The 19,531-nt window shown below is 41.6% G+C and carries 22 protein-coding genes; all 22 read right to left on the bottom strand.

Features of this window, described 5'->3' with window-relative positions; all coding sequences use genetic code 11:
- Positions 1-1,096: RNA-guided endonuclease InsQ/TnpB family protein (locus tag LD028_RS00555; protein WP_237810555.1), on the bottom strand; the 1,096-nt coding region annotated here is incomplete at its 3' end.
- 169 nt (positions 1,097-1,265) lie between these two features.
- Positions 1,266-2,960, bottom strand: a complete 1,695-nt coding sequence (locus tag LD028_RS00550; RefSeq protein ID WP_237810554.1) for a proline--tRNA ligase — start codon at positions 2,958-2,960, stop codon at positions 1,266-1,268.
- A gap of 28 nt (positions 2,961-2,988) precedes the next feature.
- Complete coding sequence (gene rseP / locus LD028_RS00545; protein ID WP_077429651.1) at positions 2,989-4,245, bottom strand: RIP metalloprotease RseP; 1,257 nt, start codon at positions 4,243-4,245, stop codon at positions 2,989-2,991.
- A gap of 15 nt (positions 4,246-4,260) precedes the next feature.
- Positions 4,261-5,415 carry a 1-deoxy-D-xylulose-5-phosphate reductoisomerase gene (dxr, locus tag LD028_RS00540; protein WP_077429650.1) on the bottom strand — a complete coding sequence of 385 codons (1,155 nt, stop codon included), beginning with the start codon at positions 5,413-5,415 and terminating at the stop codon, positions 4,261-4,263.
- A gap of 6 nt (positions 5,416-5,421) precedes the next feature.
- The gene (locus LD028_RS00535) at positions 5,422-6,189 is read right to left on the bottom strand and encodes a phosphatidate cytidylyltransferase (RefSeq protein WP_077429649.1); all 768 of its coding nucleotides are present in this window, start codon (positions 6,187-6,189) and stop codon (positions 5,422-5,424) included.
- A gap of 6 nt (positions 6,190-6,195) precedes the next feature.
- Positions 6,196-6,960 carry an undecaprenyl pyrophosphate synthase gene (locus LD028_RS00530; protein ID WP_077429648.1) on the bottom strand — a complete coding sequence of 255 codons (765 nt, stop codon included), beginning with the start codon at positions 6,958-6,960 and terminating at the stop codon, positions 6,196-6,198.
- Between the two features lie 93 nt (positions 6,961-7,053).
- The gene (gene frr, locus LD028_RS00525) at positions 7,054-7,605 is read right to left on the bottom strand and encodes a ribosome recycling factor (RefSeq protein ID WP_006322344.1); all 552 of its coding nucleotides are present in this window, start codon (positions 7,603-7,605) and stop codon (positions 7,054-7,056) included.
- A 1-nt stretch (position 7,606) separates the two neighbouring features.
- Positions 7,607-8,329 carry a UMP kinase gene (gene pyrH, locus LD028_RS00520; protein WP_237810553.1) on the bottom strand — a complete coding sequence of 241 codons (723 nt, stop codon included), beginning with the start codon at positions 8,327-8,329 and terminating at the stop codon, positions 7,607-7,609.
- Between the two features lie 62 nt (positions 8,330-8,391).
- A complete protein-coding gene (tsf, locus tag LD028_RS00515) occupies positions 8,392-9,273 on the bottom strand; it encodes a translation elongation factor Ts (protein ID WP_004891028.1) in 882 nt (293 codons plus the stop codon).
- Positions 9,274-9,399: 126 nt separating this feature from the next.
- Positions 9,400-10,107 carry a 30S ribosomal protein S2 gene (gene rpsB / locus LD028_RS00510; protein WP_004891029.1) on the bottom strand — a complete coding sequence of 236 codons (708 nt, stop codon included), beginning with the start codon at positions 10,105-10,107 and terminating at the stop codon, positions 9,400-9,402.
- 139 nt (positions 10,108-10,246) lie between these two features.
- A complete protein-coding gene (locus LD028_RS00505) occupies positions 10,247-10,702 on the bottom strand; it encodes a hypothetical protein (protein ID WP_171699796.1) in 456 nt (151 codons plus the stop codon).
- 10 nt (positions 10,703-10,712) lie between these two features.
- A complete protein-coding gene (locus LD028_RS00500) occupies positions 10,713-10,970 on the bottom strand; it encodes a hypothetical protein (RefSeq protein ID WP_237810552.1) in 258 nt (85 codons plus the stop codon).
- Between the two features lie 37 nt (positions 10,971-11,007).
- The gene (locus LD028_RS00495; RefSeq protein WP_255707027.1) at positions 11,008-11,739 is read right to left on the bottom strand and encodes a FliA/WhiG family RNA polymerase sigma factor; all 732 of its coding nucleotides are present in this window, start codon (positions 11,737-11,739) and stop codon (positions 11,008-11,010) included.
- 32 nt (positions 11,740-11,771) lie between these two features.
- Positions 11,772-12,086, bottom strand: a complete 315-nt coding sequence (locus LD028_RS00490) for a hypothetical protein (RefSeq protein WP_237810550.1) — start codon at positions 12,084-12,086, stop codon at positions 11,772-11,774.
- Positions 12,086-12,586: a chemotaxis protein CheD gene (locus LD028_RS00485; RefSeq protein WP_237810549.1), complete on the bottom strand. Its 501-nt coding sequence runs from the start codon at positions 12,584-12,586 to the stop codon at positions 12,086-12,088. The genes LD028_RS00490 and LD028_RS00485 overlap by 1 nt, the downstream gene beginning before the upstream one ends.
- Positions 12,579-13,214 (bottom strand): chemotaxis protein CheC, encoded by a 636-nt coding sequence (locus LD028_RS00480; protein ID WP_237810548.1) that lies wholly within the window; start codon positions 13,212-13,214, stop codon positions 12,579-12,581. The genes LD028_RS00485 and LD028_RS00480 overlap by 8 nt, the downstream gene beginning before the upstream one ends.
- A gap of 7 nt (positions 13,215-13,221) precedes the next feature.
- Complete coding sequence (locus tag LD028_RS00475) at positions 13,222-13,653, bottom strand: chemotaxis protein CheW (protein ID WP_077429643.1); 432 nt, start codon at positions 13,651-13,653, stop codon at positions 13,222-13,224.
- A gap of 25 nt (positions 13,654-13,678) precedes the next feature.
- Positions 13,679-15,691 carry a chemotaxis protein CheA gene (locus tag LD028_RS00470; RefSeq protein WP_237810547.1) on the bottom strand — a complete coding sequence of 671 codons (2,013 nt, stop codon included), beginning with the start codon at positions 15,689-15,691 and terminating at the stop codon, positions 13,679-13,681.
- Between the two features lie 14 nt (positions 15,692-15,705).
- Positions 15,706-16,776, bottom strand: a complete 1,071-nt coding sequence (locus LD028_RS00465) for a protein-glutamate methylesterase/protein-glutamine glutaminase (protein ID WP_237810546.1) — start codon at positions 16,774-16,776, stop codon at positions 15,706-15,708.
- 12 nt (positions 16,777-16,788) lie between these two features.
- On the bottom strand, positions 16,789-17,658 hold the full coding sequence (locus LD028_RS00460) for a MinD/ParA family protein (RefSeq protein ID WP_237810545.1): 870 nt from the start codon (positions 17,656-17,658) through the stop codon (positions 16,789-16,791).
- Positions 17,655-18,761, bottom strand: a complete 1,107-nt coding sequence (gene flhF / locus LD028_RS00455; protein ID WP_012575292.1) for a flagellar biosynthesis GTPase FlhF — start codon at positions 18,759-18,761, stop codon at positions 17,655-17,657. Before flhF ends, LD028_RS00460 begins: the two co-directional genes overlap by 4 nt.
- Positions 18,758-19,531 (bottom strand): FHIPEP family type III secretion protein (locus LD028_RS00450; protein WP_237810544.1); only part of this gene is annotated, 774 nt, incomplete at its 5' end. The genes flhF and LD028_RS00450, both read right to left, overlap by 4 nt.

The following is a 19,531-nucleotide window of genomic DNA, read 5'->3' as shown; positions in this document are numbered from 1 at the left end:
TCCGTTCGGATAAAGAAAGCTTCTCTTTTACATGACCGCAACGGCTACACATTTTGCTTGACGGATAAAAGCGATCTACGACGATCAACTCGATCCCATGCCATGCACATTTGTACGTCATTTGCCGCTTGAACTCGTGGAATGTTTGTTGTTGAATCGCTTTCGATAGCTTCCGATTTTTTAACATGCCACTTGTATTCAAGTCTTCCATCACGACATACGCTGGCTTGGTTTTCACCAACGTCGTGGTGATGTGGTGGGTATAGTTTAGTTGGGTATTTTTTAGCCTTCGGCGTTTTTTCAAAACAAGGAATTCTAGTTTCTTGATGTTTTCCGTTTTTCTGTAACGGAATTCCCCCCTTTCTGTTTGGATTTTGTTCATTTCATATTTTCGCGATATTTTTCTTTGCATTCGCTTCATTTGTTTTTCAAGCTTTTTCACTTGAGGCATGTGATGGATGTTAGGAAATGTCATCCCATTGCTGACGGTAGCGAACGATTTTACTCCCAAATCAATACCAATGCCTTCGTTGTATGTTCCATGTTTCACTTCCGCTTCCTCTACACCGACCGTTAAAAACCAATGAAGTCCGTCAAACACGATGCGCGGATTGACATACTTTATATGTGCGCCGTGAGGAATACGCCCCCTTTCAGCAAGACGGATCCAATTGAATTTCTGTCTATTTTTCTTTTTAGAAGGCGTCAGTTTCTCTAGTTTCACATGCGTGTCAGTCACTTTGATTTTGGCGGTGTCTTGATAAAAACTTGGGCGTGTTCGTTTTTTCGTTTTAAACTTTGGAAGCTTCGCCCGTCCTTCGAAAAAGTTTTTATAAGCTTGATACGCGTCTTTGATCGCTTGTTTTGTGATGTTGTTTGAGAATTGATTGAGCCAACTGTACTCTTTCGTTTGTTTGAGCTGTGTTAATCTTTTTCTTAGTTCGCCATCACTTAAAAATTTGCCACCTTGTTTATCATTTTCTTGTTGTTGCGCTAATGCAAAGTTATACGCCCATCTGGCAACACCTGCGCATTGAAAAAGCCTCGTCTTTTGCTTATTGTTGGGCAGAAGCATGACTTTGTACGTGCGAATCATCTTCTTCCAGCCCCTTTTTGACTTTTTTTACATAAAATGATCATCAGATTTTTACAAAATTTTTATAAATATTTATACATTTATCATGAACAGTCAAAAGCCTCCCTTTTTTTGTACGTTGGTTGGGAGTGATAGACGACAGAAAGAGGGGAATCCCCCTCTCTGCCTTTTACAAATATCGGCGCAAAGTCTCCACTAATTGCGACACATGTACTTCTTCTGTTTCACCTGTTTTGCGAACTTTTACTTCGACAATTCCTTCACTTGCACGTTTTCCGACTGTTACACGCACAGGTAAGCCGATTAAATCGCTGTCAGCGAATTTCACACCCGGACGCTCGGCACGATCGTCATACAACACTTCAAATCCTTCTTGTTGCAAACGTACGTACCATTCATCAGCAAGTTCTCGTTGCTCGTCCACTTTCGGATTGACAGAAATGAGGTGGACGTGGAACGGAGCAACAGCTGTCGGCCAAATAAGTCCATGCTCATCATTATATTGTTCAGCAATCGCTGCAAGTGTGCGAGAGACACCAATACCATAGCAACCCATAATCATCGGTTGCGTACGTCCATTTTCATCTAAGTATGTTGCATTCATCGCTTCACTGTAACGCGTGCCGAGTTTAAATACATGCCCTACTTCAATTCCGCGCGCAAAGCGAATCGTTCCTTTTCCATCTGGTGATGGATCCCCTTCTTGAATGAAACGAACATCCGCGTATTGCGCAACAAAATCACGATCCGGATTGACCCCTTTATAATGATAGTGTGCTTCATTTGCCCCGCATACACCGTTGACAATCGCTTTTACCGCGTGGTCTGCCAAAACGAGCACATCGTTTCGGACACCGATTGGGCCAAGTGAACCGATTTCGCAATTCATCACTTGTTTCGTTTCTTCTGGTGTCGCCAACTCCACCACTGTTGCTTCTAATATATTTTTTACTTTTACGTCATTGACTTCATGATCGCCGCGCACAAGAACGAGCACATAGCGATCATCTACTTTAAATAATAGCGACTTAATGCATTTTTCTTTTGGCACTTGAAGGAATTGACTTACTTCTTCAATTGTACGTTGTTCTGGTGTATGCACTTTTTCAAGCGACTCATGCGGTTCATCGCTCCGCTCATATGTCGTAATGACAGGAGCCATTTCAATGTTCGCAGCATAGTCAGACGAGTCTGAATATGCAATTGTATCTTCACCGACATCGGATAAAACCATAAATTCATGCGTATCTTTTCCGCCCATCGCCCCAGAATCGGCAATGACAGCGCGGAAATTTAATCCGCAACGACGGAACACATTGGCATAAGCTTCGTACATTTTATTGTATACTTCATCCAAACTTTCGTGTGAAGCGTGAAATGAATATGCATCTTTCATAATAAACTCACGGCCACGAAGCAAACCGAAACGTGGACGCTTTTCGTCACGAAACTTTGTTTGAATTTGATAAAGCGTAAGCGGCAAACGTTTATACGATTTCACTTCATCACGCACAAGTGCCGTAATGACTTCTTCATGAGTTGCACCGAGCGCAAAGTCACGCTCGTGGCGATCTTTTAAACGCATTAATTCAGGTCCGTATGAATACCAGCGACCTGACTCTTGCCACAACTCTGCTTGTTGAAGCGCTGGCATTAGTAGCTCTACCGCGCCTGCTCGCTCCATTTCTTCACGAATGATCGCTTCAATTTTTTGTAATACACGTTTACCAAGCGGTAAGAAGCTATATACTCCGCTCGCGTTTTGACGAATAAAACCGGCACGGAGGAGAAGTTGATGACTTTTAATTTCTGCATCTGCCGGTACTTCACGTAATGTAGGAATAAACGACATGCTTTGTTTCATCTTTTTTAGCACCTCTTACTTCATTGATTTATAGGAAAAATTTTTGAATATCGTTCCATGTAACAACAAGCATAAGCAACATGAGAAGAGCAAAACCGATAAAATGTACAATACCCTCTTTTTGGCGATCAATTGGTTTTCCACGTAACGCCTCAATCGCAAAAAACGTTAATCGTCCGCCATCGAGTGCCGGAAGTGGAAGCAAGTTAATAATCCCTAAGTTAATGCTTAAAATAGCTCCCCATTTCATTAAGTAATACACGCCAGATTGGGCGACTTTGTGAGTCGAAACCGCAATACCAACAGGTCCAGATAACATATCAAATGAAAATTTCCCTGTCAATAAATGACCTAGCCCAACTATAATTTCTTTTGTCCAATAGTACGTTTCTAACGCTCCTTGTTTGATCGCACCTGCAATCGATTTTTCCATTGGCCCATACACACCGATTAGCCCAATCGTCTCACCTTCGATCGTTTTCTTTTCAGGTGTAACGATGAGATCAATTATTTGACCGTTGCGATTTACTTGAAACTGGAGCGGTTTTTCTGGGCTTTTCCGAATCATTGTCACCACATCCGTCCATGAAGACATCGACTGGCTATCAATCGAAATAACGATATCCCCTTGCTTTAATCCGGCTTTAAGCGCAGCCCCATCTTCCGTCAATTCACCAATGATCGGTTTATCGACAGGATAACCTTGTAATAGTCCAATAACAATGAAGATGACAAGCGCTAGCACGAAATTCATAAGCGGACCAGCGAAAATGGCCATCGCTCGCTGCCCGAGCGTTTTTGAACCAAACTGACGATGATACGGTGCAATTTGCACTTCTTCCCGATCAATAACGATGTAAGCTGGATCGCTTAATTCAAAGCGTTGTAAGTGATCATCATCACCTTCATAGCCTTCAATATATAGCTCATGTTCAAAGTCAGCGCGCTCCACTTCAATGATTTTGGCATCTCGATATTCGTCTTTATGATTGACGATTACTTTTTTCACTTTGCCTTCCGAGTCAAACAATAATCCGACAACTTGACCGCGCTTAACATCAATCATTTCAGGGTCTTCGCCAGCCATGCGCACAAAACCGCCGAGTGGAAGTAAACGAATGGTGTACGTCGTTTCCCCTTTTTTCATCGAAAACACTTTTGGACCAAATCCGATCGCAAACTCACGGCATAAAATGCCTGCCCGCTTAGCAAAAATGAAATGTCCTAATTCATGAAAAAATACAAGCGCACCAAAAATAACAATAAAAGAAATAACCGTTTCCAAAGTTTCAACCACCTTTTACATGTATAGTGATTTTACATATTGTCGCGTTTCGCGATCAACTGTACGAATCGTTTCCAAATCCGGATGAGCGATCGGTACGTGCCAATTCATTGCTTGTTCAATGTATTGTTCAATCGCTAAAAACGATATTCGTCCAGTTAAAAAGGCCGACACCGCTTCTTCGTTGGCCGCATTTAATACGGTCGGCATCGTTCCGCCGATTTTTCCTGCTTCATAAGCAAATTGTAAACAACGGAATCGGTCCATGTCCACTTTTTGAAAGTGCAACGTGGCTACTTGTGCTAAGTTTAGCCGTTCAATATGTAGCGGAAAACGGTCTGGGTATGTTAATGCATATTGAATCGGTACGCGCATATCTGGCGTTCCTAGTTGAGCGATAACACTTCCGTCGTGAAATTGCACCATCGAATGAATAATGCTTTCTTTATGTAACAGCACGTCAATTTGTTCATACGGTAAGTGGAACAACCAGTGTGCTTCGATCACTTCGAGTCCTTTGTTCATCATTGTTGCAGAATCAATTGTAATTTTCGCTCCCATCGACCAATTCGGATGTTTTAACGCCTCTTCCACCGTAACATGCTGTAGTTGTTCGCGCGTCCGATCGCGAAAACTCCCACCAGATGCCGTCAAAATAATATATTCGATATTTTTTTGTTGTTCCCCTTGCAAACATTGAAAAATAGCTGAATGTTCACTATCGACAGGCAAAATGGTTACGCCATAATCGGCAGCATGTTTCATAACAAGATGACCTGCGGTAACTAACGTTTCTTTATTCGCTAACGCAATCGTTTTTTTCGCCTCAATCGCCTTTAACGTAGGAACTAGCCCAACGCTCCCAACAACTGCGTTGACAACAATATCCGCTTCTTGAACTGTTGCTACTTCAATGAGCCCGTCTTCACCGAAAACGATGCGTACTCGTCCCTTATATTCGCTTTGTAACCGTTCAGCATCTTCCTTTTGCGCGACGCATACAACATTTGGTGAAAATTGCTCAATAATACGTCGAGCCTGCTCAATGTTTCGTCCGGCTGAAAAAGCAACGAGACGAAACGCATTAGAATGGGCGCGAATGACATCTAACGTTTGCATGCCGATCGAGCCAGTCGCTCCTAATAGACTAATTGCTCGCAAACTATTCACTCCTTTTTAAGCCACAAGGTAAAACAAATGTAAAATAGGCAAAATAAATAACAAACTATCGAAGCGATCTAAAATGCCGCCATGTCCAGGCAAAATCGCTCCTGAGTCTTTTACTCCGTAATGACGTTTAAAAGCGGATTCTACTAAATCTCCAAGCTGGCCGAAAACGGATAAAATGACTGTCGCAATGAGCAACATGAGAAAAGACGGGGAAAACGGCGATAGCCACTCATAAATACTCACAACAACAAGAGCACATACAATGCCACCAATCGCCCCTTCAACCGTTTTATTTGGGCTAATATGCTCCCATAACTTTCGTTTTCCGAATGCACGACCAATAAAGTATGCACCACTATCTGTTGCCCAAATTAAAAAGAGGGCATAAAAAATGTATGATAATCCGGCTTCACGCACTTGAACAAAAGAGTAAAAACCGACACCTACGTATAGTAAAGCGGCAACCATAAACGCTGCATCATCAAACGTAAACGCATTTTTCGATATGACCGTATAAATGAGCAACAAAAAGAGACTGATGATCAAGATCCATATATTTATCATATGTTCATGTGGATATAAAAAGAGCCATAATGAAAGAAAACTAACAACGCTAGGAAATGAAAACACGGACATGCGCTTCATACGAATGAGTTCAAATAAACCAACTGTAGCTAGTACATACGTTAAAACGAAAAATGGCCATCCGCCATATATGACGATTGGTAAAAAGATTGAAGCTGCAATAATTGCTGTTATAATTCTTTGTTTCATATGAAATTACACGCCTCCAAATCGACGGCTTCGTTGTTGAAATTCATGTACCGCCTGTAAAAAATGTTGTTCGGTGAAATCTGGCCACAATATATCCGTAAACCAAAATTCTGTATAAGCTAGTTGCCAAAGCATAAAATTACTTAAACGAATCTCACCGCTTGTGCGAATAAGCAAATCCGGGTCAGGCAAATCGTTTGTCATTAAATATGAATGGAATAGTTGTTCATTCACATCGCTTGCTTGAATCGCTCCGTTTTGCACATCGTCAACGAGCTTTTGAACGGCATGCACGATTTCTGCACGACTTCCGTAGTTTAACGCAAAGTTTAAGATTAACCCCGTATTTTGTTTCGTCTCTTCAATCGCCTTATTAACCGCACGCAGCGTATGTGAAGGTAATTGCTCTTTATGTCCCATGACGCGTACTTGCACGTTTTCCTCGATTAACTCTGGCAAAAATGTGTTCAAAAATTGTTCCGGCAACTGCATTAAATAATCGACCTCTGTTTTCGGTCGTTTCCAATTTTCTGTTGAAAATGCGTATAACGTTAACACTTTTACGCCGAGTTCATTCGCAAAGCGCGTAATTTTCCGAACCGTTTGCATCCCTTCATAATGCCCAGCCATGCGTGGCAATGCACGCTTTTTCGCCCATCGTCCGTTTCCATCCATAATGATTGCCACATGCGCAGGGATCGGACCTTGTAAAATCGTTTCTTTTTCATGCCCTTCTTCTTTGTTTTTCCATCTTTTCATCTTTTCAAACATTAGCGCGTATCCTCCAGCTTTGATCCAACATGATTAGGCTGTGCGCCCTATTTCGTAATTATAGCAAAAAACCCTCTATAAACATAGAGGGACTTATACTTCCATGACTTCTTTCTCTTTTTCTTTCGTAATCGCATCAATTTTTGCGATATGATCATCCGTCAATTTTTGGATATCCTCTGTATAACCACGTAACTCATCTTCTGTAATTTCGCCATTTTTTTCGAGTTTTTTCAACTCGTCGTTTGCATCGCGACGAATGTTGCGCACAGCAACTTTCGCTTCTTCAGCATATTTTTTTACAAGTTTAACAAGCTCGCGACGACGCTCTTCCGTTAGTGGCGGAATAGAGATGCGGATAACTGAACCGTCGTTTGAAGGTGTTAAACCTAAGTCAGATGCTAAAATCGCTTTTTCAATTTCTTTCAATACAGATTTGTCATACGGCTGAATGACAAGAAGACGCGCTTCTGGCACTTGGATGCCTGCTAATTGAATGATTGGTGTTGGCATGCCGTAGTAATCTACTGTAATTTTTTCTAACAACGCAGGATTGGCACGACCTGCACGAATGGTTGCGAGCTCACGCGAAAAAGCTTGAACAGCTTTATCCATTTTTTCTTTTGCGTTCGTTAATACTTGCATCTTATTTCCCCCTTACAATTGTTCCAATATTTTCGCCTAATACAGCACGTTTAATATTTCCTTCTTCCATAATCGAGAAAACGATAAGCGGAATATCGTTATCCATACATAACGATGAGGCGGTCGAATCCATGACGCCCAATCCTTGTTTAATGACGTCTAAATAAGATAGCTCGTCATATTTGACTGCATTTTTATCTACTTTCGGATCGGCACTATATACGCCATCTACGTTGTTTTTCGCCATTAAAATGACGTCTGCTTCGATTTCGGCAGCACGAAGCGCAGCTGTCGTATCCGTTGAAAAGTACGGGTTTCCTGTTCCTGCCGCGAAAATGACGACGCGTTTTTTCTCTAAGTGACGAATCGCTCGTCGACGAATGTACGGCTCTGCCACTTGACGCATGTCAATCGATGTTTGTACGCGCGTTTGTACCCCAAGTTGCTCGAGGCTGTCTTGCAAAGCGAGCGAATTCATGACTGTTGCTAACATACCCATGTAATCGGCTGTGGCGCGATCCATGCCCATTTCACTGCCGATTTTTCCACGCCAAATGTTCCCACCACCAACAACGACCGCTACTTCAACTCCAAGTTCCGCGACTTCTTTTACTTGTTGAGCAATCGATTTAATGACAGACGGATTAATGCCAAATCCTTGGTCACCAGCTAACGCTTCACCGCTTAATTTTAAAACGACACGTTTATACTTTGGGCTTTTCATTGTAAACCTCCATACCGTTCTTTAAAAATAGGGAACACGTATGTGTTCCCTATTTGTCTTCATTACTTACGAACTTGGCTCATAACTTCTTCAGCGAAGTTATCTTGACGCTTTTCAATGCCTTCGCCTACTTCGTAACGGATGAAGCTTTTTACAGTTGCGCCATTAGATTCTACAAATTGACGTACTTTCACATCAGGATTTTTTACGAAGCTTTGCTCAAGTAAGCAAATGTCTTCGAAAAATTTACCTAAACGACCTTCAACCATTTTTTCAACGATGTTTTCTGGTTTTCCTTCATTTAATGCTTGTTGTTTTAATACTTCACGCTCACGAGCGATTTCGTCTGCAGATACTTCATCGCGAGAAACGTATTTTGGATTAATAGCAGCAATGTGCATCGCTACATCTTTTGCAATGTCGCTATTTGTTGTGCCTTCTAGTACTGTTAATACAGCAATGCGACCACCCATGTGCAAATAGGCACCGAATGCTGCGTTGTCGCCTTTTTCTACAACAGCAAAGCGACGCAACGTAATTTTTTCACCGATTTTAGCAATCGCCGCGTTGATGTGCTCTTCTACTGTTGCACCGTTGTCCATTTTTTGTTGTAACGCTTCTTCTACTGTTGCAGGTTTATGTTTTAATAAATGATCCGCCAATTCTTTTACTAATGTTTTAAATCCTTCGTTTTTCGCAACGAAGTCTGTTTCAGAGTTTACTTCTAAAATGACAGCTGCATTTCCATCAACTTCGATTAATGTTGTTCCTTCAGCTGCAATGCGATCTGCCTTTTTCGCTGCCTTCGCCATTCCTTTTTCACGAAGCCAGTCGATCGCTTTTTCCATATCGCCGTTTGTTTCTGTTAACGCTTTTTTGCAGTCCATCATTCCTGCGCCAGTTTTTTCGCGCAATTCTTTTACCATTTGAGCAGTAATTGCCATGTTAAACATCCTCCTTTTTATGTGCCTCGTATGTATACAAACCGAAACGGTTCGCAGGCTTAGTATGCCCAACTTTCTTAAAAAAAGGTGATAAAAGGCTCCCCCCTCTTATCACCTTTCGCATGCTTACTCAGCTGTGACAACAGCTTCTTCGCCTTGCTTTGCTTCTAAAATCGCATCAGCAATTTTAGAAGTAAGAAGTTTCACAGCACGAATCGCATCGTCGTTTGCAGGAATGACGTAGTCGATTTCGTCTGGATCACAGTTTGTATCCACGATTCCGATGATCGGAATGTTTAATTTACGAGCTTCCGCAACGGCAATGCGCTCTTTGCGTGGATCGATGACAAACAATGCATCTGGCAATTCTTTCATTTCTTTAATACCGCCTAAAAACTTTTCAAGACGCTCTAACTCTTTCTTTAGTTTTACCACTTCTTTTTTAGGCAATACATCGAATGTGCCATCTTCAGCCATTCTTTCGATTTCTTTTAAGCGTTTAATACGCTTTTGAATTGTTGCAAAGTTTGTTAACGTTCCACCTAACCAACGTTGGTTCACGTAAAACATGCCAGAACGTTCTGCTTCTTCTTTCACAGAATCTTGCGCTTGTTTTTTCGTACCAACGAATAAAATTTTGCCGCCGTTTGCCGCAAGTTCTTTGACGAAGTTATACGCTTCTTCTACTTTTTTCACTGTTTTTTGCAAGTCAATGATATAAATACCATTGCGCTCAGTGAAAATATACTTTTTCATTTTTGGGTTCCAACGACGTGTTTGATGCCCGAAGTGAACCCCTGCTTCAAGCAACTGCTTCATTGAAATAACAGACATTTTTCATCCTCCTACACGGTTTTTTTCCTCCGCTCATGTCATTTTTAAGCAAGACTGCGATGCAGCACCGTTGCTTAAATCGATGAGCGTGTGTATTCACACCAAGTAGAACTATATCATAATTAAAAAACACATTCAACTACTTTTGGTGAAATTTAAGCAAAAGCTCCATTTCTGTCTTCCCACGTTTTAGTATTTTTGCGATTTCATCGATCGTTTTTCCTTGTTGTTGCAGTTTTAATGCTTCCGAAACGAGCGAGTCGAGCGATTGCTCTCCCTTTGGTGTAGTTGTTGATAACTCGATGCGGTCAACAACGTCGTCAATCGGAAGCGACGGTTGTTCTTCTCGAAGCGAAGGCGGAGTTTCTCTTTTCTTTTGACGAACAGCCGATGATGTGATTTGTTTAACAAAGCGCTCATTTTCCTCTTTAAATTGCATTAAATACGTTGTCATCATCGTTTCCATCTCACGAATAAGCTCCGCTTGCTCTCTTTCCGTCTCTTTAATTTTTACCCATTTTAAAGACAAAAGAATAATAAGAAAGAGCGAAATACCGTGCAAAACGAAGCTAGCAAACCATAAAAACGTCGTCATATCATCCCTCTTATCCGATAAAATCAATATGCGTTCCTTTGTAAGGATGTTTGCTTTTTTCTTTTTGCTCAGATTGTTTTTTCCATTTAGCACGCTCGCTTTGTTCAGCTTTCGTCACTTGTTGGCGAATGCGCTCGTCTTGTTTTTTCATTTCTGCTGCAAGCTGTTGTTGAGCAAGCTGTCCGTACTGTTGCATATGTTCTTGCCACTTCCCGAGCTCATGCGTTTTCGGTAACGCTATTTGTAACTCGATTAACTTTAAACTCATCGTTTTCACTTCCTTCATAAAGATTGATGAAGGACTGTCATACTGCTTGCTCAATCAATTTGCGCATTTTAAACAACGCTTTTGCATGGATTTGGGAAATTCGTGACGTCGACAGCCCCATAATATGCCCGATTTCTGTGAACGTCAGTTCCTCTTTGTAAAACAAACTAATCACTAACTGTTCTTTTTCATTCAATTGTTGGATGACTTGGGCCAATTGGGCAATTTGTTCTTCCCGCAATATATGTTCTTCAGGTGACGGTGAGTGATCGTCGCGTATCGTAAACGACGGTTGATCATCTTCATCGTCAAACGGCCGTTCATCAAGCGATAAAACATTCGCGAAAAACTGTTCATTCATGACCGCATACACTTCATCTTCTGATATATTTAACGCATCCGCCACTTCTTTGGCGCTCACGTCACGCATATGCATTTGTTGCAACCGCTCGATCGTCGCTTCGATTTTTTTTGCTTTTTCTCGTACGCTGCGCGGAAGCCAATCTTCTTTGCGCAATCCATCTAAAATGGCACCACGAATACGAAATGAAGCATACGTGTCAAACTTCAAATCACGTGAAGGATCAAATTTTTCTAACGCATCGTACAAGCCGAGTAACGCTAAGCTTTTCAAGTCTTCTTTTTTTACGCTTTTTGGAAGGGATGAAGCGATGCGTTGGACGTGATAATCGACAAGTGGCATGTACTTCTCAATAAGTTGATCACCCGCTTCACGATCGCGAGTATCTATCCACTTTTGCCAGCACAATATGTCATCCCCCCTAAGCTACGCTTTTGCATTTATTTTTCTTCGTGATTTAACAGTTGACGAATATACTCGGCTACTTTTTGTTGTTCTTCTTCGCTTAAGCTTTCCATCATCTGTTCAACTTCTATGTCGTTCGTTTGTGTAAATGAAACGTTCGGTGTTGATTCATCTCGTTGGATAAATGCGATCATCCAACGAATCATAAATGCAAAAACAAAGAACACGATAAATGTGATGAAAGCTCGAATCGTAGAAGTCCATATACTATTTTGTAGTAACGAAGAGAAAAAGGCGATCATACAGCCGAATAAAGCAAAGCTAACGTTAAATTTCCATGTACCAGCCATTACATTTCCCGTACCCCTTGATTTACTGTTCGAATGAGCAACATTCCTGTTTTCGGATGAAATTCAATCGTTCGTCCGCTATTTCCCCCGACATCTTCGGCGACAATCGGAATGCGAAAGCGCTGAAGCTGCTCACGAACAGCTTCAACGTTGCGTGGCCCGATACGCATCATATCCGTCGTCCCTGTACGAAATTGGAACATTTGTGCACCACCAGCCATTTTTGCTTTCAAATGACCGTTTCTTCCTCCTGCCCCAATGACGCGCCGAACCAATTCTTCTATTGCGGTATCGGCATATTTCGCTACATTCATTGTTTCGGATTTTGCTAACGATGAATCTGGCAACATCACGTGCGCCATGCCAGCCACTTCTTTCACTAAATCATATACAACAACACCGACGCACGAGCCGAGTCCACATGTACGGATGACATGTGGCGCCTTTACAACGTTCATATCAGCAATGCCGACTTTTACAACTTGAACAATTTCACTCATCACGGTCCACACCTAAAGCGCGAAAGATGATATGAAATGATTCAGGGTCGGGAAGCAAGAAAAAGTGGCCATTTACTCGATCATTCGGCTGATGCTCCTCATGAATTGCCGTATCAACGACGATGACATGGTCACCGACACGTGACATTTCTATTAATCCATAACCTAAAATTGCGCCGATCATATCGATGCTGAGTGCCGGAACAGATGGATATAAATTTAAACGTGTAAAGTCTGATAAAGATGATAAATACGAGCCTGCTAAAATGTTACCCAGCTCTTGCAATGCGGACAACGATAATTCCGAACAATCTTGTTCTAATTTAAATTGTTCGTCACCAATCATTTGTTGGATAAATCGTTCCGCTTGCTCGATCGATAATACAAAAAACATATTGCCAGGCGCATCCCCTTCAATGCGCAAAAAAACAGCAGCAACGACATTGTCAGCTCCTCCAACAATGTCCATCATTTCATCAAATGAAATGATGCGCACATCCGGAATCGTCATTTCAATTCTTTTATTTAACAGCTTTGATAACGCTGTTGCTGCGTGACCCGCACCAATATTTCCAATCTCTTTTAGTATGTCCATATGGACGGCATCCATCCGTTCAAAATATGACATGGACGATTTATCCTTTCTCTGTTTTTAATACTTTTTCTAAGTTTAATAAAATGAAAAGTCTTTTTTCAATTTTTACAACACCGTTAATATAATCTGCGGTTGTTGCATCAACCACTTCTGGTGGCGGTTCGATTGCTTCTGTCGAAATATCAACGACGTCGTTTGCAGCATCAACAATTAAGCCGACTTCAATGTCATCAAGCGCCACGATAATAACGCGCGTATGATCGGAAAATTGCGCTTCTTCTAACCCGAAACGCATGCGTAAATCAATAATTGGTGTAACGACTCCACGCAAATTGATAACACCTTTCACATATTTCGGAACGCGAGGAACGCGTGTAATATGTTGAATTTTTTCAATGGAGCGTACTTGTTGCACTGGAATCGCATATTCTTCGTCTTTTAATTGAAACACAATTACTTTCAGCTCAGCCACATCAAATTCCCCCTCTCGCTTGTCCCTACTTAATTAGCGCGTTGCAATCAACAATGAGCGCCACTTGTCCGTCACCTAAAATGGTCGCGCCAGAAATGGCAAACACAGACGTTAAGTAGTTGCCAAGCGATTTTAACACCACTTCTTGTTGACCGATAAACGAGTCGACGACAAGTCCAGCCATTTTCTCACCTTTTCGCACAATAACAACAGATAAGAAATCATCGTCTTCCTTCACAACAGGCACTTCAAAAATATCTTTCAAAAATAAGAGCGGAACAACTTTTCCACGGAAATCAATGACTTTTTGATTATGGGCATGTAAAATGTCTTCTTTTTTCACGATGGCTGTCTCGATGATCGATGACAACGGAATCGCATATTTTTCCTTTTGAATTTCAACGAGCATAACAGAAATAATGGATAGTGTAAGCGGTAGTTGAATCGAAAAGATCGAGCCGACTCCTTCCTCTGAATCAATCGACACGGATCCACCAAGCGATTCAATTGTATTTTTGACGACGTCTAAACCAACACCGCGTCCTGAAATATCCGATACTTTATCCGCTGTAGAAAAACCTGAAGCAAAAATAAGCTCATATACTTGTTTATCCGTTAAGTTCGCCGCATTTTGTTCAGAAATAATGCCTTTACTAATGGCTTTTTTCAGCACTTTTTCGCGACTAATGCCCGCACCATCGTCTTCAATTTCAATAAATACATGATTGCCACTATGATATGCTTTTAATTTGACTGTTCCCTCTTCCGGTTTTCCTTTTGCGCGACGTACATCTGGCGTTTCTATGCCGTGATCGATGGCGTTGCGCAATAAATGAACGAGCGGATCGCCAATTTCATCAATGACTGTTCGATCGAGTTCTGTTTCAGCACCGATAATTTCAAGATTAATTTTCTTTCCTAAATCGCGAGCTAATTGACGAACCATGCGCGGAAAGCGGTTAAATACCGTTTCAACGGGCACCATGCGCATATTTAAAATAATGTTTTGTAAATCTCCTGAAATGCGCGACATCCGTTCAACCGTTTCGTGTAATTCTGGATTGTTTAGCTCACGTGAAATTTGTTCTAAACGTCCACGGTCAATGACAAGTTCCTCAAACAAATTCATGAGTACGTCAAGCCGCTCGATGTTGACGCGAATCGTTTTGTTGCTCACTTGTTTGCCAGTCGTTTTTTCTTCTTGTGCTTCTTGTTTTTTCTCGACTGTTTTCTCAACAGTTTTCGTCTCTTCTTTTTGTTCCTCTTTTGATTCTTCTTTTTGCTCCACTAGAGGCTCAGATCGACGTAGGTCAACCGATCGGACGTTTACTTCTTCTACTTCAGACACTTTCATAATGCGCTTTTGTAATTCATCTTGTGACACTTTTGTCACGACGGTCACGACAAATTGATCGTCGAACTGTTCGGCCTCTAACATTTCAACGGTCGGAACAGATTTAATCACTTCTCCAATTTGTTCAATCACTTCAAAAATCATAAATACACGAGCAGCTTTTAATAGACAGTCAGAACGTAGTTTGATCGTGACTTCATAACTGTGGAATCCTTGTTCAGCGGACTGCTTTAAAATGGTATATTCAAATTCATCATACGTTTGTTCATACGTTGAGTTGCTTTTTTGAGGGACTGCAACAACATCCCCTTTTTCAATTTGCTTTAACTGCGCAACGACTTCGGTGACGTCACGCTTTCCGTCTCCACCTTCTGAAATAGAGACGACCATCGCTTCTAAATCATCAACAGCGCGAAAAATGACATCAAGCAGTTCAGGCGTAACCGCAATTTTCCCATTTCGTATTCCATCGAGTACATTTTCCATTTGATGCGTTAAATTTGCTAAGTCCTCAAATCCCATCGTTGCTGACATTCCTTTTAGCGTATGGGCAGAGCGGAAAATTTCATTAACGATCGCCACATCGTCTGGATTTTTTTCAAGTTCTAGCAGTTGCTCGTTAATCGTTTGTAAATGCTCTTTACTTTCATCAATAAACACTTCGAGGTATTGACTCATGTCCATTGTTCCTATCCCCCTCAAACTTGTACGTGTTTCATTACCACTTTAGCAATATCGTCAACGTGAACGATTTCATCAACAACGTTTGCAGCAATGGCTGACTTAGGCATACCAAACACAACGGAAGATTCAGCAGATTCAGCAACGACAAACGTGTTGCCAGATGCCTTTAACTGTTTTAATCCTGCTGTACCGTCTGACCCCATGCCTGTCATAATAACAGCTACTTTTTCGTAATCTGTTAAAGCGCTTAACGATTCAAACATCACGTCAACAGAAGGTCGATGCCCATTGCGCGGCGCTCCTTCATCTAAATGAATGGCTAACGATGTGCCTACGCGTTTCACATATAAATGATTCCCACCTGGGGCGATATATGCTGTCCCTTTTTGAATCACTTCTCCATCTTCTGCTTCTTTGACGCGAATGTTGCATAACGAATCAAGTCTTGTCGCTAACGATTTTGTAAACCCTTTCGGCATATGTTGGACGATTAAAATCGGCGCGTCAATGGTCGCTGGAAATTTCGTTAATACGTGTTGAAGCGCGCGTGGTCCGCCTGTTGATGTGCCGATGGCGATGATTTTTTTCTTTCCGATTGCGTTGTTCCGTTCGCTTATTCCTATTTTACTATATTGCTTTTGTGGCAACATAGACATTTTTTGCTTTATTTTCACTGTTCGCAAATTCGCTTCGCTTGCTAAGAGCACTTTTTCGATCATCTTGTCTTTAATTTTATATAAATCTAGTGAGATGGCCCCTGAAGGCTTCGCAATAAAGTCAACCGCCCCGTATTGCAACGCTAAAATTGTATTTTCCGCTCCTTCTGTCGTCGTACTTGAAATCATGACGACAGGAAGTGGCTTTTTTTGCATAATATGCTTTAACGTCTCAAGCCCGTTCATGACAGGCATCTCAACATCTAACGTCACGACATCCGGATTGAGTTGCTCAATTTTTTGCAACGCTTCTTGTCCGTCACGCGCTGTACCTACGACGTGCAAACGCGGATGTTCTGACAAAAAATCGCTAATTAATTTTCGCATAAAAGCAGAGTCATCAACGACGAGCACTTTCACCTTATTCACAGCGATGATAACCTACCTTTCCAAAAAGTATTGGCGAAGCTTTGCAAAAAAGTGAAACGGACGTTTCGTTTGCTCCTCGTGTTCCCCGTTCGCTAAGTAGCGATCAGTCATTCGCATAAGCGCCTTGCTTGCTTTTGCACTCGGATCAAATAAAAGGAAAGGCGTTTGATGAATGACAGCGTTACTTACCGTTCGGTCTTCAGGTACATATCCTAATGCGTGTAATTCTTTTCCTAAAAAACGTTTTGCCACTTGTTTTAAACGCTGTAGTGTCTCTACTCCTTCTTTATCCGAGCGTGCGCGATTGACTAACACATAAATCGGGAGTTGCGGATCTGCTAAGTGAATGTATTTCATCGTTGCATATGCATCTGTCAAAGCGGTCGGTTCCGGAGTTGTTACGATAAAAATATCATCAACCGCTTTGAGCAGCTGCAGACGATCTTCGGACATCCCTGCTCCCATATCGAAAATAAGATAATCGTATTGCTCGGAAACGAGTTGCAATTGTTCAATAAAATACTCGACTTTTTGTTCGTCCATATGAAAAATTTCTGTGAACCCTGTTCCGCCAGCAATGAAAGATAACTGTTCAGGTCCTGTCTTTATAATATCATGAATGGTGACGTTTGGACGAAAAATATCGATCATTGTATAAGATGACGATTGCCCAAGTAAAATATCGATATTCCCCATGCCAATATCCATATCAAACAACAATACATGTTTTTCGCGTTGGCGTAACGCCAATGAAAAGTTTAACGAAACGTTCGACTTTCCAACTCCGCCTTTGCCGCTTAATACAGCAATCGTTTTCGTTTCTGTTCCGTGCTGCATTTTTTTCACGCGTAAACGTAAGCTTTCCGCTTGATCTCTCATCATCGTAGCTCGACCCCGGTAACCATATTTGCAACAAGCTGTGGAGTGGCTTCAACAATATCATCGGGCACGTTTTGTCCGTGCGTCATGTACGCTGCGCCGATACGGCATTGAATCATCATATTTAACATCGCACCGTGTCGGCTCGTTTCATCTACTTTTGTAAAAATAAATTTATGAATCGGAATGAGTGAAAACTGTGTATAAATGTCTTTCATATCTCTCCATTTTGCTGTGAGTGATAACACAAGAAACGTTTCCATTTCCTCATTAAAGTCGATCATTTCTTTTAAGTCGTTCACATATTGAGCGTTGCGAAAATTTCGTCCTGCCGTATCAATAAATACAATGTCATACGATGCGAGCTTCTCTTTCGCTTTACGAAAATCGTCGAGATTGTAACATACTTCAAGAGGAACGTTTAAAATTTTTGCATATGTTTTCAACTGATCAATGGCGGCAATGCGGTACGTATCTGTCGTAATAAATGCGACTTTTTTCCGATGTTTAATGACGCAATCAGCGGCCATTTTCGCAAGCGTCGTCGTTTTGCCAACCCCCGTTGGTCCAACAACGTTAATAAATTTTTTTTGAAACGAAATTCCCCCAAACGAAAGCGAAGATAATGCACGAACGATTTCTTCATGAAGCCATTGCTTCACCTCGTCATATGTGGCGTTTTTTTCCGATGTATACCAACGCTGCAACAACGTGGACATCAGCATCGCTCGCACATCGTCGCTTATTTCTTGGTCGATTAAATGCGCATCGATTGCTTTTAATGGAGTAGGGTAATGCTCAACCCCTCCTCCTTGCGATAATTGACGAATCGTTGCTTTTAATTCATGGATTTCCTTTAATAACTGTTCATCACGCATCGATTCTGTGCGCTCTTTTCGTTTTTCTTTTATTTTTTGAACGGGCGGAGTGGCTGGTTTTGGATCAACAGCAGCAATCACTTCAATATTTTTTCGGGAAAATAATCCAAGAAAACCTTTTTTTTGCACAACTTTCGAATTTAAAATGACGGCGTCATTGCCAAGTTCCGCTCGAATCATTTTCATCGCTTCTGGCATAGACGAAGCGACAAACTTTTTTACTTTCATTCCACATTCACCACCCCAACACTTTGAACTTCCACATTTGCTTCAAGTTCATTATACGACAATACTGGAACGTGACGGAAATATCGTTCAGTCAATTGTCTCACATACATGCGCACAGCCGGTGAACAAAGTAAAATTGGCGTTTGATCTTGAAACGGAAATTGTTCAATTTGCATCGCAATCGCTTCAACGATCGCTTGCGAGACGACCGGATCAAGCGCTAAATAATTGCCATGTTCCGTTTGTTGCACACCTTCGGCAATCATTTTCTCTACTTTTCCTGATAATGTAATTACCCGTAATGGCTGTCCTTCAACAACGTATTGGCTCGTAATTTGACGGGCGAGCGCTTGACGAACATATTCTGTTAAAAGATCTGGATCTGTCGTCATTCGTCCAAAATCCGCAAGCGTTTCAAAAATAACCGGCAAATTGCGAATTGATACTTTTTCACGTAATAAGTTCGCAAGCACTTTTTGAATATCGCCAACGGATAACGGATTTGGCGTCACTTCTTCCACTAAAATCGGATACGACTCTTTCACATGGTCGATTAACTGTTTCGTTTCTTGACGACCGAGCAATTCATGTGCGTGCGCCTTCAACAGCTCAGTAATATGCGTAGATACGACAGATGGTGGATCAACGACCGTATAGCCAAACATTTCTGCTCGTTCTTTCATTTCTTCAGAAATCCATTTCGCTGGTAATCCGAACGCTGGCTCTACTGTATCAATTCCCTCAATGGCATCATCATCAATGCCAGGGCT

Origin of the sequence: Anoxybacillus sp. LAT27, from assembly GCF_022030075.1 — a bacterium.
GTDB classification, from domain to species: domain Bacteria; phylum Bacillota; class Bacilli; order Bacillales; family Anoxybacillaceae; genus Anoxybacillus; species Anoxybacillus kestanbolensis.
The sequence above is the reverse complement of the archived record's forward strand: the minus strand, read 5'-3'. Positions and strand labels throughout refer to the sequence as shown.